This is a genomic window from Nissabacter archeti (assembly GCF_018257325.1).
GTDB lineage: Bacteria > Pseudomonadota > Gammaproteobacteria > Enterobacterales > Enterobacteriaceae > Chimaeribacter > Chimaeribacter arupi.
In genome coordinates, this window is record NZ_JAERKB010000007.1 from 23354 (window position 1) to 36869 (window position 13516).

The following is a 13516-nucleotide window of genomic DNA, read 5'->3' on the forward strand; positions in this document are numbered from 1 at the left end:
CCCTTTACCTTCCCCCCTTCACCTTTCCCTCGTCCTTTTCCTGCGGTGCTTCCCCCCGCGTCTACCCCCTCTTGAGTGTTAAAAAAATGTTGCGCCTGCGCTATACTGCGTCGCCGTCAGGGCATCCGCCCGCACGGGGTTCACACGGGATTATTAACAGGAGGGAGCCATGTCAGGCATCAGGGTATCACCCGCGACCCGCGTTTCCGATGAGGTCTTCCGGGGCGTGGTGGCCGCGCTGCCGGTGATGATCGGCATCTTGCCGTTCGGGCTGCTGCTCGGCGCGCAGGCCGCGCAAAAAGGGTTCACGGCGGCCGGGCTGTCGCTGTTGACCGGGCTGAACTTCGCCGGTGGCTCGGAGTTTGCCGCCATTGCGCTCTGGGCGTCACCGCCGCCGCTGTTGACCATTGTGCTGGTGAGCCTGTTGGTGAACAGCCGCCACCTGCTGATGGGGGCGTCGCTCGCGCCCTACCTGCACCATCTTCCCGCCCGGAAGGCTCTGCCTGCGCTGTTTTTCATGTGTGATGAGTGCTGGGCGATGGGTATGGCGGACGCCCTGGATCGCCGCGCCCGCGGGCTGGCCCCGGCGCTGAGCATGGGCTTTTATGCCGGGGTGGCGGGTGCGCTCTGGCTGCTCTGGGTTTTCTCTACCGGGGCGGGGGTGCTGGTTGGCCCGCTGCTGGGGGACATCACCCGCTTTGGGTTTGATATGGCGTTCCCGGCGGTGTTTCTGGTGCTGCTCAAAGGCATGTGGCGCGGCACCCGTGCGGCGCTGCCGTGGCTGGTCAGCCTGGTGAGCGCCGGGATCACCTGGCACCTCTTTCCCGGTACGGCCTACTATGTGCCGGCCGGGGCGCTCAGCGGCATCGCCGCCATTCTGCTGGTGGGGAAAAAAGCATGAGCACCGCCACCCTCCTGACTATCCTGCTGATGGCTGTCAGCACCTACCTGACGCGGATTGGCGGCTACCTGCTGCTGCGTGACCGTACGCTTGGCCCGCGCACCCGCGCCGTGATGGAAGCCGCGCCGGGCTGCGTGCTGATCACGGTGATCGCCCCGCATTTCGTCACCCGCGAGCCTGCTGAGATCCTGGCGCTGGCGATCACCCTGCTGGCCGCAATGCGCTTTTCGCTGTTGCCGGTGGTGGTCATCAGCGTGGTGGCCACCGGGCTGCTGCGCCACCTGATGTAGGGGCGTCAGGCGTTCTGGTAGAGATCCCAGCGGTTGCCGTAGAGATCTTCAAACACCACCACCAGGCCATACGCCTCCTCGCAGAAGTGTACGCCGTTCGCCTTCATGGCATGGTAGTCGCGCCAGAAGTCATCGGTCTGAAGGAACAGGAACACCCGCCCGCCGCACTGATCGCCGATAAAGCCCGCCTGGCGTTCATTTGAGGCGCGCGCCAGCAGCAGATGACAGTCGCTGTCCGGGTTGGGCGTCACCACCACCCAGCGCTTGCCCGGCTGGGGCGTGTCTTCCACCAGTGTAAAGCCCAGTTTTTCGGTGTAGTAGGCGATGGCGCGGTCGTAATCATCCACCACGATCGCCACATAGCCCATGCATCGCTTTTGGGTTCTCAACTTATGACTCCTTGTCTGGACGGTGCAGGGCGGCCGCGGCGCGTTCCGTGACGGTGCGGCGTTTTGCCACAAAGGCCGCGCTCTGTGCACGGGCGGCGTCCAGCAGGGCCGGGGAGGCGCTGCGCGGGGAACCGGCGGAGAAGGGCGGGGCCGGGTCATACTCCATATGCAGCTGGATCAGCTGGGCCGCTTCCGCGCCATAGATTTCCGCCACCACATGCAGCGCAAAATCGATGCCGGAAGTCACGCCCGCGCCGGTGATGCGGTTGCGGTCATGCACCACGCGTTCCGCCACCGGCTCGGCCCCCAGCAGCGCGAGCTGGTCCAGCGACGCCCAGTGGCTGGTGGCGCGGTAGCCCTGCAACAGCCCGGCCGCGCCCAGCACCAGCGAGCCGGTACAGACCGAGGTAATCAGCCGCACCTGTTGCGCTTTCCGGCGCAGGAAGGCGAGCGTCTCCTCATCCTCCATCAGGTCAATCTGCCCCGGCCCGCCGGGCACGCAGAGCACATCCAGATCCGGGCAGTCCGCAAAGGTGGTGGTCGGCAGCAGGCCCAGGCCGCGGTCTGCCGTGACCGGGTCACGGGTTTTCCAGATCAGGTGCACGCGGGTATGCGGCGCACGCACAAACACCTCATACGGCCCGGTCAGGTCAAGCTGGGTAAGGTGGGGGAACAGCAAAAAGCCAATCGAAAGCGGGGCAGACATGGGCGTCTCCTTGCAAAAACGGGGGGCTTTATCTTTCGCTGGTTTTTGGGCAGGTTGCAAGCTGGTTGGCGCATAAGCAGGCCTTTTCAGACTCAGCCCGCTTTGTCACTCAGCGCCCCGGCCGGGAACCCCCCGGCGAGGCAGTCGATAAACGCCCGCACTGCCGGGGGCAGCCCGCGGCGGGTGGTAAACACCAGATGCACCCGCCCGGCCTGGCTGTGCCAGTCGGGCCAGAGGCGGATCAGCCCGCCCTGCGCCAGTGCCTCACGGCAGCTGTGATCCGGCAGAAACGCCACGCCCAGCCCCTGAATGGCCGCCGCACGCACTGCCGCGAAATCACTGCAGGTCATGCGCGGGGCATGGCGCAGGGTGTGCGTATCGCCTGCCGTGGATTCCAGTTCCCACACCACCTCGCCCGGCTCATCCTGGGTGGCGAGGGTCGGCAGGCCGGCGAGGGCGCTGATCGGCTTGCCGGCGTGGTTCGCCCACTGTCGACCGGCCACCAGAATACGGCGTGATTCCCCGAGCGACCGCATGATCAGCTCGGCATCGCTGGTCAGCGCGATGCGGATGCGCAGCGCCACATCCACCCGCTCCTCAATCAAATCCACGGCACGATCCAGCGCGAGCAGTTGCAGCCTGACTTTGGGGTAACGGTGCAGAAAGGCCGTGATAAGCGGTGACACCACCTCCACCATGCCGGTCGGGCAACTGAACCGCACCACGCCGTGCGGCTCAGCCTGGGTTTCGGCAATCACCGCGTCGGCCTGTTCCGCCTCCAGCAACATCGCCCGGCAGCGCAGGTAAAACGCCTGCCCCACCTCGGTTACCCGGAAACGGCGGCTGGTACGTTCAATCAGCCGTATTCCGAGGCGCGTCTCCAGGTTGGCGATGCGGCGGCTGAGTTTGGATTTCGGCTCCTGCAATGCCCGCCCGGCGGCGGCGAACCCGCCGTGCGCCACCACCTCCGCAAAGTAGCGGTAGTCATTCAGATCATTGCGCACCCACCCTCCCAGTGTTCCATAAACAGAACGATACAACCCATTTTTGCTGGCTTTTTGCCCAGTCGTGGCGGTGATAGTCTCATTTTCAACAACCCAACGGATAGCGGAGAAATACGATGAAAACGACATTTGCTCAAAAAGTGGTCGTGGTGACCGGCGCCACCAGCGGTATCGGCCTGGCCACCGCGAAAGACTTTGCTGACCAGGGCGCAGCGGTGTTTATCACCGGCCGCCGTGAGGAAACACTGGCCGCCGCGGTGAAAACCATCGGCGGTAATGTGACCGGGGTACAAGGGGACGTCAGCCAGCTCGCCGACCTTGACCGGTTATATGACGCGGTGCAGCAGAAACATCACCATATTGATGTGCTGGTGGCGAACGCCGGGGGCGGGGAATTTGCGCCGCTGGGGGCGATTACTGAAGCGCACTATCAGCAGACATTCGATACCAATGTGAAAGGGGTGCTGTTTACGGTGCAAAAGGCGCTGCCGCTGCTGCGTGACGGCGGGGCAGTGGTGCTGACCTCGTCAACCACCAGCATCGCCGGCACCCCGGCCTTCAGCGTCTACTCCGCCACCAAGGCGGCAGTGCGCAACTTTGCCCGCAGCTGGATCCTCGACCTCAAGGCACGCCGCATCCGGGTCAACGTGATAAGCCCCGGCGTGACGGATACCAGCGGGCTGGACACCTTGTTCGGCAGCGGTGGGGAGGCCGCAGAGATCAAAGCGCAGATGGTGGAGGCGATCCCGGCCGGGCGCGTCGGCCAGCCGGCTGAGATCGCCAACGCGGTGCTGTTTTTGGCCTCTGATGACGCCAGCTACATTAACGGGGCTGAACTGTTTGTGGATGGCGGCCTGGTACAGATTTAAGGCTTTTTGATGTTTCCAACCTGCTGTCAGGCCGGCACCCCGCAGGCCTGACGTTAGCCGTTTTTATGCGTGATCCCTGTCACACTCCCTTCCTCATTCTTTTCTCCTGCATGATCGCTGTCACCTTTTTTTGTTAAAAAAAGTTTGCACGAAAAAACATTGCTACGCTGCAAAGAGGTTAACTCAATATAAACAAGGGGTTAACCGTAAACCAATGCCGATAAAATGACCGATCACAAGGTTATTTACAAACATTTTCATAACATCGCGGCCGCGCCCCGTTTCGTTGCCCATTTCGCCACTGATAAGAGGAACTGATTTTGCTGACGATACTTGGTTTTTCGATGGTGACCTGCTTTATGTATCTCATCATGACAAAACGGATGTCAGCGCTGATTGCGCTGATTATTGTGCCGACCCTGTTTGCACTGGCGGGTGGGTTCTATAGCGGGCTGGGCGAGATGATGCTGAACGGCGTCAAGGCGCTGGCGCCGACCGGCGTGATGCTGACGTTCTCCATTCTCTATTTTGGTTTGATGATTGATGCCGGGTTATTTGACCCGCTGGTACGTGCCATTTTGCGGGTAGTGCGCGGCGACCCACTGAAAGTGCTGATGGGCACCGCCATTTTAACCCTGCTGGTCTCCCTCGACGGCGACAGCTCCACCACCTATATGATCGCCGTGGCGGCGTTTTTACCGCTTTACCGCAAACTCGGCATGAATGTGCTGGCGATGACCTGTTTGATTAACCTGGCCAGCGGCATCATGAACCTCTCGCCGTGGGGCGGGCCGACGGCCCGCGCGGCGGCAGCGCTGAACATTGACGCGCTGGATATTTTCATCCCGATGCTGCCGGCGATCCTCTTGGGCTGCGTCACGCTGGTGGGGCTGGCGATGCTGTTCGGGGTGAGTGAGCGCAAACGGCTGGGGGTGATGCGCCTCGACAGCCAGCATTTGGAAAACATCGATCTGGGCTTTGGGGATGCCGAAGAGAACGAGGCCAACCGCCGCCCGCGGATGTTCTGGCCGAACTTCGTCCTGACCACGGTGCTGCTGGTGCTGCTGGTGGTCGGGCTGCTGCCGATCCAGATCCTGTTTATGCTGGCGTTCGCGATTGCGGTGATGCTGAACTACCCCTCCCTGGCGCAGCAAAAAGCGCGGATCAGTGCCCATGCCGGGAATGTGCTGGCCGTCACCTCACTGATTTTCGCCGCTGGGGTGTTTACCGGTATCCTCTCCGGCACCGGCATGGTGGACGCGATGGCCAAAAGCCTGCTGGCGATCATCCCCCACAGTTTCGGCCCCTATCTGGCGGTGTTTACCGCGCTGGTCAGCCTGCCGTTCACTTTCTTTATGTCGAATGACGCCTTCTATTTCGGCATCCTGCCGGTGATCGCGCAGACGGCTGCCAGCTACGGCATTACCCCGGAACAGATCGCCCGTGCCTCGATTATCGGCCAGCCGTTCCACTTGCTCAGCCCGCTGGTGCCGTCGGTTTACCTGCTGGTGGGGCTGGCGAAAGTGGACATCGGTGACCACCAGCGGTTCGCCATCAAGTGGGGGATCCTGGTCAGCCTGGCGCTGATGGCCGGTGGCCTGCTGTTCGGCGCGTTCCCGCTTTACCAGGCGGGGTAAGGGCAGGCCCTGGGTCAGATTCCTCCGGAAAACGGCGCGGGTTTGCCGCGCCAACCGGCTGAAGGGGTAAATCTTTGCTACGTTTAACACTCTTCGTCATAACCAGGAGTAAGGCATGGGACTTTTTGATTTTGTGAAAGATGCGGGTGAAAAACTGTGGGATGCGGTAAAAGGCAACGAATCGCAGGCCAGTGATGCCCTGAAAAAACACATCAACGAACTGAATCTGCCGGGCAGTGACAAAGTAGATGTGAAAGTGGACGGCAATAAAGCGGTAGTAACCGGCGACGGCCTGACCCAGGAGCAGAAAGAGAAGATCCTGGTGGCAGCCGGTAACGTGCACGGCATCAGCGAGGTAGAAGACCAGGTGACCAGCGCCGCGGCTGAACCGGCGTCGCAATTTTATAATGTGGTGTCCGGCGATACGCTGAGCAAAATCTCGCAGAAAATGTACGGTGATGCCAACCAGTACAACAAGATTTTCGAAGCCAACAAGCCGATGCTTTCCAGCCCCGATAAAATCTATCCGGGCCAGAAACTGCGTATCCCGGCGTAAGGGACGGTGCCCCGGTGTTGCCGGGGCAATATCCCCGTTTACGTGCTGCTTCATAGTTACAACATACTTTTAACATTAACCTCAGGCATCCCGCCTTTAACACTGGCGTTTAACAAATTTGCCGGGCAGAAAAAAAGGCGATGGCACCTTTTGCCGCCATGGGCAAAAGCGGGGGCAGGGATAACGCGCCGCGCAGTTATTTTCAGGCAGTATAAAAAGTCTTTAATAAATAGCGCTTGCTAATGCCTGTTAATTATGTGTAAATAGCGTTCTCGGTTTGTAGTACAGATTTTTGAAAGCAATTTGAGTCAAGCGATTCTCCGTCTTAGCGATATCTTCAGATACCCCTTCTTCAGCGAAATTTCTTCTTTTAGCGCCCCATAATTTCTCACTAAAAAAAACAGACCTCTTTCGCCATTATGGCGGCCTAAAAAAACAGAAAGGAAATTTCTATGTCTACTAAAATGACAGGTTCAGTAAAATGGTTCGACGCGGGTAAAGGTTTTGGTTTTATTTCTCCGGCTGACGGCAGCAAAGACGTGTTCGTGCACTTCTCTGCCATCCAGAGCAATGATTTCAAAACCCTGGAAGAAAACCAGCAGGTTGAATTCAGCATCGAACAAGGGATGAAAGGCCCATCAGCCGCGAACGTCGTCGCGCTGTAAGCTAAAACACCGGGCAGGGTAACGTGCAACAGCGATGATGGGTTTCCCGGAGCAGATACGTTTTCCCGCCTGGTGTTGATGACCCCGGCCCGTTATTTAATTAACAGCGGCCGGGGTAAAGAAAATACGTCATTAGCTCAGTTGGAAGAGCGGCAATTTCAGCAAGAAGTTGGCAGTCCGGGGTTCGATCCCTCGATGGCGTTCCAAATTTTATTCTCTCCATTATTATTTATTGGCCCACAGCAAAGCCTGTTCAGGTGTAATGATCCGGGCGCAGATTTTGCTGTGGGAAATACGCCCATAAATAAAAACCCTCGTGTGCTTTTGGCCGCGGGGGTTTTTATTTTTCCGCCAATCAAAAATAAAAAAGCGCTGTGTGCGGCTACATCCAGCCTATCTTCACAAGTGCACTTTTGTAAACCCTCCTCTTTTTGATCACACCCTATACCTAAAACCTGACCTTGATCAGGGCGAGGTCACATACATCGGTATATAAACTACAGGTTATATAATATAAACTATGGTTTATAGGAGCAGGCGGGTAAGATGGGAAGATGGATTGTTGATACCACAGCACACTTTGATGAATGGTTGGAAGAGCAAGATACTGACATGATCGAAGATGTGTTGGCAGGCTTAAAGGTGCTTGAGCATTTTGGACCGATGCTGGGCAGGCCGGAGGTTGACCACATCAGGGGGTCAACAATTTCCAACATGAAAGAGCTGAGGGTGCAAAGTAACGGTCGGCCTGTCAGAGCGTTCTTTGTATTTGACCCAAAAAGACAGGCTATTGTGTTATGCGCGGGTGACAAAACTGGCCTTAAAGAAAAACGATTTTACGCAGATATGATAAAAACCGCGGAAGAAGAGTATAGAAAACATCTTGAGGCAATGAAAATCGCCGACGTAAAAAGACACTATCCGGAGTCAGTAAAATGAGTAAACTCAATGAATTAATCGCTAAGCGCTCCCCGGAATCACAGGCGCGCATCCAGCAGAAAGCTGATGCGAAAATCCTTGAGATCCGGCTTCGCCAGCTACGCGAAGAGTTGGAGATGTCCCAAACAGAGTTGGCGAAAAAGATGGGGATTAGCCAGCCTGCGATAGCGGCTATTGAAGCGCGCGGGGAAGAGATTAAACTCGCCAGCCTGAAACGATATATTGAGGCGTTAGGCGGAACCCTGAGCCTCAGTGTTGAAATGCCGACCGGCACAGGCCGTATTTACCGCCTCTGAAGTAACCTGTCTAGGGGCTGAGTCAGCTGGCTCCGCCCCGCCGTAAAACGCTTATCTGCCCCTATTTCAACCCCAGTTTCTTCGCCAGCCGGTGCAGGTTGCCGGGGTCCATCTCCAGGCAACGGGCGCAGGCGGCCCAGTTGTTATGGCTGGCCTCCAGGGCGCGGCGGATGTAACGGCGCTGAAAATCCCGCGTGGCGGCCTGTAAATTTTGCAGCGGCAGCGGGTCTTCCGGTATTTCCTCCTGCGGGGCGTCGCTGTGCGGCGTCAGCGCAATATGGTGGGGCAGCAGCAGCAGGTCAGCCGCGCTGGTTTCCGCTTGCGCGACCACCGTGGCGCGGTAGATGGCGTGTTCCAGCTCGCGGATATTGCCCGGCCAGGCATAGGCGCGCAGCCGGGCGCGGGCGGCTGCGCTGAGGGCCAGATGCCGCAGCCCGAATTTTACCCGGCATTTTTCACAGAAATACCCGGCCAGCAGCACGATGTCATCACCGCGCTCCCGCAACGGCGGCACCTGGAGCGGAAACACGCTCAGCCGGTGGTAGAGGTCAGCACGGAACGCGCCCTGCGCCACTGCCTGCCGCAGATCTTTATTGGTGGCGGCCAGGATGCGCACATCCACCCGCAGCGGCCGGTCTTCCCCGACGCGTTGCAGATCGCCGTACTGCAACACCCGCAGCAGTTTCGCTTGCAACGGCAGCGACAGCTCACCAATCTCATCCAGAAACAGCGTACCGCCGTCGGCCATCTCGAATTTGCCGGTGCGATCGTGGATCGCGCCGGTAAACGCCCCTTTGACGTGGCCGAACAGCTCGCTTTCGGCCACCGACTCCGGCAACGCCGCGCAGTTCAGGTAGATAAGCGGGTTCGCCGCCCGGGCCGAGTGCCGGTGCAGCGCCTGCGCCACCAGCTCTTTGCCGACCCCGGTCTCGCCGGTGATCAGCACCGTCAGATCCGTGGGCGCCACCACCGCCATCTCCCGTTGCAACTGTTGCAGGGCGGCAGAATCGCCCACCATTTCGGTGTCATCCACCTCATGCGGCGCGTCATCCGCGACCGTCAGGCGGCGGCCCGGCTTCTCCAGTTGCGCCATCAGCAGGGCATTGTTGAGCGCCCCGGCCACCAGCGAGGCCACCACGCGCAGCTCCTCATCGCGGTAGGCATCAAATTGCCGCGCGTCCATGCCGTCCAGCGTCAGCGCCCCAATCAGGTTCTGGCCGGAAAACAGCGGCAACCCGACGCAGGCATGAACGTGCAGATCCTGCTGTTCCGGGATCAGCCCGTCATAGGGGTCGGGGAGGTCGCTGTCCGCCGGAAAGCGCACCACGTCCCCGGCGCGGGCAATCGCTTCCAGCCGGGGATGGGCCGCCAGCTGAAACCGCCGACCCATCACATCCGGTGCCAGCCCGGCGGTGGCCAGCGGGCGGAAATGTTGCCCCTCAAAGCGCAGCAGCGCGGTGGCATCACACTGCAACAGCTGATGCAGGCTGCCGATCATCCGGTCAAACCGGTCGGGCCGGGACAGCCCGTTCTGCATGTCAACCGCCAGCGCGGCCAGCCCGTTAACGGACATTTTCATCATGTCTTTTCCACAATAACCGTGTCAAAAATACACTATCCCTCCTGTGTCATTTTTACAATGACTTATTTTTATTGATTAGATTTCAATAAGATAAAAATTGGCACGCGCTGTGCACTCTCAGGGTAACTGATTACTCTGTAGAGGACATTCCATGAGCATCCACGTCAAAAACAATATCACCTGGGTCGGCCAACGGGATTGGGAAGTGCGTGACTTCCACGGTACCGAATACAAGACGTTGAAAGGCAGCAGCTACAACAGCTACCTGATCCGCGAGGAGAAGAACGTCCTGATCGATACCGTCGACCATAAATTCAGCCGGGATTTTGTGCTGAACCTGATGCAGGAGATTGATCTGGCCACGATCGATTACATCGTGATTAACCATGCGGAAGAGGATCACGCCGGCGCGCTGACGGCGCTGATGGCACACATCCCGGACACGCCCATCTATTGCACTGAAAACGCCATCGATTCAATTAACGGCCACCACCATCACCCGGAGTGGAATTTCCATGTGGTGAAAACCGGCGACACACTGGCGATCGGTAACGGCAAGCAGCTCATCTTTGTCGAGACGCCGATGCTGCACTGGCCGGACAGCATGATGACCTACCTGACCGGCGACGCAGTGCTGTTCAGTAATGACGCCTTCGGCCAGCACTATTGTGATGAGCACCTGTTTAATGATGAAGTCGACCAGAACGAGCTGTTCGAGCAGTGCCTGCGCTACTACGCCAACATCCTGACGCCGTTCAGCCGGCTGGTGACGCCGAAAATTAATGAGATCCTCGGCTTTAACCTGCCGGTCAGCATGATTGCCACCTCGCACGGCGTGGTCTGGCGCGATAACCCCACGCAGATTGTGCAGCACTACCTCAACTGGTCAGCGGATTATCAGGAAGACCGCATCACGCTGCTGTATGACACCATGTCCAACAATACCCGCATGATGGCGGACGCGATCGCCCAGGGCATCATTGAGACTGACCCGCGCGTGGCGGTGAAAATCTATAATGTGTCGCGGCATGACAAAAACGAGATCCTGACGCAGGTGTTCCTCTCAAAAGGGATCCTGGTCGGCTCTTCTACCATGAATAATGTGATGATGCCGAAAGTGGCGGGGATGCTGGAAGAGATGGCGGGCCTGCGTTTCCGCAACAAAAAAGCCTCCGCCTTCGGCAGTTATGGCTGGAACGGCGGGGCGGTTGACCGCATCCAGACCCGGTTGATGGATGCCGGGTTCGACACCACCCTGGCGCTGAAAGCCAAATGGCGGCCGGATGGCGATATGCTGGAAATCTGCCGTGAGCATGGCCGCACCATCGCCCGCCAGTGGGCGCTGTCACCGCTGCCGGTGAAAGCCCCGCCGGTTCAGGCCGTGCAAGCGGTGACGCCAGCCGATCTGGCGGTCAATGCCGCGCCGGAGAGCGAAGGCACGGCCGGCGGCCAGTGTATGCAGTGCAGCGTCTGCCAGTGGGTGTACGACCCGGCGCTCGGTGAACCGCTGCAAAATGTGGCGCCGGGCACGGTGTGGTCTGATGTGCCGGACGATTTCCTCTGCCCGGAGTGTGGGCTGGGCAAATCGGTGTTTGACCCGCTGGAGGGCTGAGCGATGACCGACGACATCATTATCATCGGCGCAGGCTTTGCCGCGCGCCAGCTGGTCAAACACCTGCGGCGGCTGGACAGCCGCCTGAGCCTGCGGTTAATCGCCGCCGACAGCTGTGATGAATACCATAAACCGGAGCTGAGCCAGGTGTTCAGCCAGCGCCAGCGGGCAGAGGACCTTACCCGCCTGCCTGCCCAGGCGTTTGCCGAAAGCCATAACCTGATGCTGCACCCGCATACGCCGGTGACGCGCATCGACCGGGCGGCGCAGCGCGTGGTCACCGACGCCGGGACGTTCACCTACCGTCATCTGGTGCTGGCCCTGGGCGCGGAGGCGCGGATACCGCCGATCCCCGGCCGGGAACTGATGCACACCCTGAACAGCCAGCAGGAATACCGCCGGGCAGAGGCAGAGTTGCAGGGCGCGCAGCGGGTGCTGCTGCTGGGGGGCGGGCTGATTGGCACCGAGCTGGCGATGGACCTCAACCGGGCGGGCAAACAGGTGATGCTGGTGGACCGCGCCGCCGCCCTGCTCGCCACGCTGATGCCGCCGGAGGTGAGCGCCCGGCTGCAACACCGGCTGATCGGCAGCGGCGTGCAGATGTATTTCAATGCGGAAGCTGCCGCGCTGGCACGCCAGGATGATCAGATTACCGCGACGCTGGCTGATGGCCGCACGCTGCACGCGGACGCCGTGGTCTGCGCCATCGGCCTGATGCCGAATATCGCGCTGGCGCAGGGTGCCGGGTTGCAGACCCGCCACGGCATCGTGGTGGACGCGCATCTCGCGACCTCCGACCCGGCCATTTTTGCGCTGGGTGACTGTGCCGAAATCCAGGGCAGGCTGTGGCCCTACCTGCAACCGGCACAACTGGCGGCCATGACGCTGGCGAAAAACCTCACCGGCGCACGGGACAGCCTGCGCCTGCCGCCGATGCTGATCAAGGTGAAAACCCCGGACCTGCCGCTGCACCTGGCCGGGGAAGCCACCGCCCCGGATCTGCACTGGGTGGTGGAAGCGGGGCGCGACGGGCTTATCGCCTGCGGCAGGGATGACCAGCAGCAGCTCCAGGCATTTGTGGTCAGCGAAGGCCGGATGAAAGAGGCTTTCCTGTTATTGAAACAGTTACCCGATCCCATGAGGCATGTATGCACGATGTAATTTGCGACACCACCCCGACTTCTGACGACACGCTGGTCTGCTACAAAACCCTGCCGGTGTGGCACCACGATACGCTGCCCACGGCTTTCCAGCAGCCGCACAATACCCAGCCGGGCACCTGGGCGCAGCTGACGATCCTCAACGGCACGCTGGAGTTTGCCCTGCTGACTGAACAGGGCGACGTGACCCAGCGCTTTACCTTTGACCGGGATCACCAGCCGCCGCGCATCGCGCCGCAGCAGTGGCACCGCATTGTGGCGTTCAGCCCGGACATCGCCTGCCGTCTGGCGTTCTACTGCGAACCGGCGGCCTACTACCATAAAAAATATCAGCTGACGCTGCCTCATTCCGAGGTGATCGAGGCCGCCGGGATCATCCCGCCGGGCCGGGCGCTGGATGTGGGCTGCGGCAACGGCCGCAATGTGCTCTATTTGCAGCAACAGGGCTTTACGGTAGAAGGGTGGGACAAACACGCCGAAAGCCTGGCCAGCCTGAACACGATTGTCAGCGTCGAGGGGTTATCCGGCATCACCACCGCGCAGCACGACCTGAACGGCGCGGTGATAACAGGGCACTATGCGTTTATTTTGTCGACGGTAGTGATGATGTTCCTGCAACCGGAAAGCATCGCGCCGCTGTTACAGCAGATGCAACAGGCCACCGTGCCGGGCGGCTATAACCTGATCGTGGCGGCGATGGACAGCGAAGACTACCCCTGTGTGATGCCGTTCCCGTTCACCTTCCGCACCGGGGAATTGCGGGACGCCTACGCAGGCTGGGAGATCCTGAAATATAACGAGAACCCCGGCGCGCTGCATAAAACCAACGCCCAGGGCGAGCGGATTAAAATGCGTTTCGCCACCCTGCTGGCGCGCAAAGGGCGGGGGTAAGGCAGGCAACAGCGAAAGA

15 protein-coding genes and 1 tRNA gene are annotated in these 13516 nt (G+C 59.9%); 12 read left to right on the top strand and 4 right to left on the bottom strand.

Features of this window, described 5'->3' with window-relative positions:
- The first annotated feature begins 169 nt into the window (after positions 1-169).
- On the top strand, positions 170-901 hold the full coding sequence (locus tag JK232_RS10405; RefSeq protein ID WP_101829131.1) for an AzlC family ABC transporter permease: 732 nt from the start codon (positions 170-172) through the stop codon (positions 899-901).
- Entirely contained in the window at positions 898-1191 is a 294-nt protein-coding gene (locus JK232_RS10410) for an AzlD family protein (protein WP_101836035.1), read from the top strand. The genes JK232_RS10405 and JK232_RS10410 overlap by 4 nt, the downstream gene beginning before the upstream one ends.
- A 5-nt stretch (positions 1192-1196) precedes the next feature.
- Here the strand turns inward: JK232_RS10410 and JK232_RS10415 are convergent, their stop codons facing one another.
- The 3 genes from JK232_RS10415 to JK232_RS10425 form a co-directional block, all read right to left on the bottom strand.
- Positions 1197-1580, bottom strand: coding sequence for a VOC family protein (locus tag JK232_RS10415; RefSeq protein WP_212589138.1), 384 nt, complete (start codon positions 1578-1580; stop codon positions 1197-1199).
- Position 1581: 1 nt separating this feature from the next.
- Positions 1582-2286: a DJ-1/PfpI family protein gene (locus tag JK232_RS10420; RefSeq protein ID WP_212589139.1), complete on the bottom strand. Its 705-nt coding sequence runs from the start codon at positions 2284-2286 to the stop codon at positions 1582-1584.
- Between the two features lie 92 nt (positions 2287-2378).
- A complete protein-coding gene (locus JK232_RS10425; RefSeq protein ID WP_175578978.1) occupies positions 2379-3290 on the bottom strand; it encodes a LysR substrate-binding domain-containing protein in 912 nt (303 codons plus the stop codon).
- Between the two features lie 116 nt (positions 3291-3406).
- Between JK232_RS10425 and JK232_RS10430 the strand changes: the two genes are divergently transcribed.
- The 7 genes from JK232_RS10430 (at position 3407) to JK232_RS10460 (ending at position 8252) form a co-directional block, all read left to right on the top strand.
- The gene (locus JK232_RS10430) at positions 3407-4159 is read left to right on the top strand and encodes an SDR family NAD(P)-dependent oxidoreductase (protein ID WP_212589140.1); all 753 of its coding nucleotides are present in this window, start codon (positions 3407-3409) and stop codon (positions 4157-4159) included.
- A 320-nt stretch (positions 4160-4479) separates the two neighbouring features.
- Positions 4480-5796, top strand: coding sequence for a CitMHS family transporter (locus tag JK232_RS10435; protein ID WP_072929148.1), 1317 nt, complete (start codon positions 4480-4482; stop codon positions 5794-5796).
- A gap of 115 nt (positions 5797-5911) precedes the next feature.
- Entirely contained in the window at positions 5912-6352 is a 441-nt protein-coding gene (lysM, locus tag JK232_RS10440) for a peptidoglycan-binding protein LysM (protein ID WP_072929150.1), read from the top strand.
- 452 nt (positions 6353-6804) lie between these two features.
- Entirely contained in the window at positions 6805-7017 is a 213-nt protein-coding gene (gene cspE, locus JK232_RS10445) for a transcription antiterminator/RNA stability regulator CspE (RefSeq protein ID WP_072929152.1), read from the top strand.
- A gap of 126 nt (positions 7018-7143) precedes the next feature.
- Positions 7144-7223, top strand: a tRNA-OTHER gene (locus tag JK232_RS10450).
- A gap of 340 nt (positions 7224-7563) precedes the next feature.
- On the top strand, positions 7564-7956 hold the full coding sequence (locus tag JK232_RS10455) for a type II toxin-antitoxin system RelE/ParE family toxin (RefSeq protein ID WP_072929155.1): 393 nt from the start codon (positions 7564-7566) through the stop codon (positions 7954-7956).
- The gene (locus tag JK232_RS10460) at positions 7953-8252 is read left to right on the top strand and encodes a helix-turn-helix domain-containing protein (RefSeq protein WP_072929157.1); all 300 of its coding nucleotides are present in this window, start codon (positions 7953-7955) and stop codon (positions 8250-8252) included. The genes JK232_RS10455 and JK232_RS10460 overlap by 4 nt, the downstream gene beginning before the upstream one ends.
- A gap of 61 nt (positions 8253-8313) precedes the next feature.
- Here the strand turns inward: JK232_RS10460 and norR are convergent, their stop codons facing one another.
- Positions 8314-9831, bottom strand: coding sequence for a nitric oxide reductase transcriptional regulator NorR (gene norR / locus JK232_RS10465; RefSeq protein WP_072929599.1), 1518 nt, complete (start codon positions 9829-9831; stop codon positions 8314-8316).
- A gap of 154 nt (positions 9832-9985) precedes the next feature.
- Here norR and norV point away from each other — a divergent pair, with 154 nt between their 5' ends.
- Genes norV through tehB form a run of 3 tightly spaced genes read left to right on the top strand, consistent with a single transcriptional unit; the run spans position 9986 to position 13497 of the window.
- Complete coding sequence (gene norV, locus JK232_RS10470) at positions 9986-11446, top strand: anaerobic nitric oxide reductase flavorubredoxin (RefSeq protein WP_212589141.1); 1461 nt, start codon at positions 9986-9988, stop codon at positions 11444-11446.
- A 3-nt stretch (positions 11447-11449) separates the two neighbouring features.
- Positions 11450-12607 (top strand): NADH:flavorubredoxin reductase NorW, encoded by a 1158-nt coding sequence (gene norW, locus JK232_RS10475; RefSeq protein ID WP_212589142.1) that lies wholly within the window; start codon positions 11450-11452, stop codon positions 12605-12607.
- Positions 12595-13497: an SAM-dependent methyltransferase TehB gene (gene tehB / locus JK232_RS10480; RefSeq protein WP_072929163.1), complete on the top strand. Its 903-nt coding sequence runs from the start codon at positions 12595-12597 to the stop codon at positions 13495-13497. The genes norW and tehB overlap by 13 nt, the downstream gene beginning before the upstream one ends.
- Positions 13498-13516: the final 19 nt, after the last annotated feature.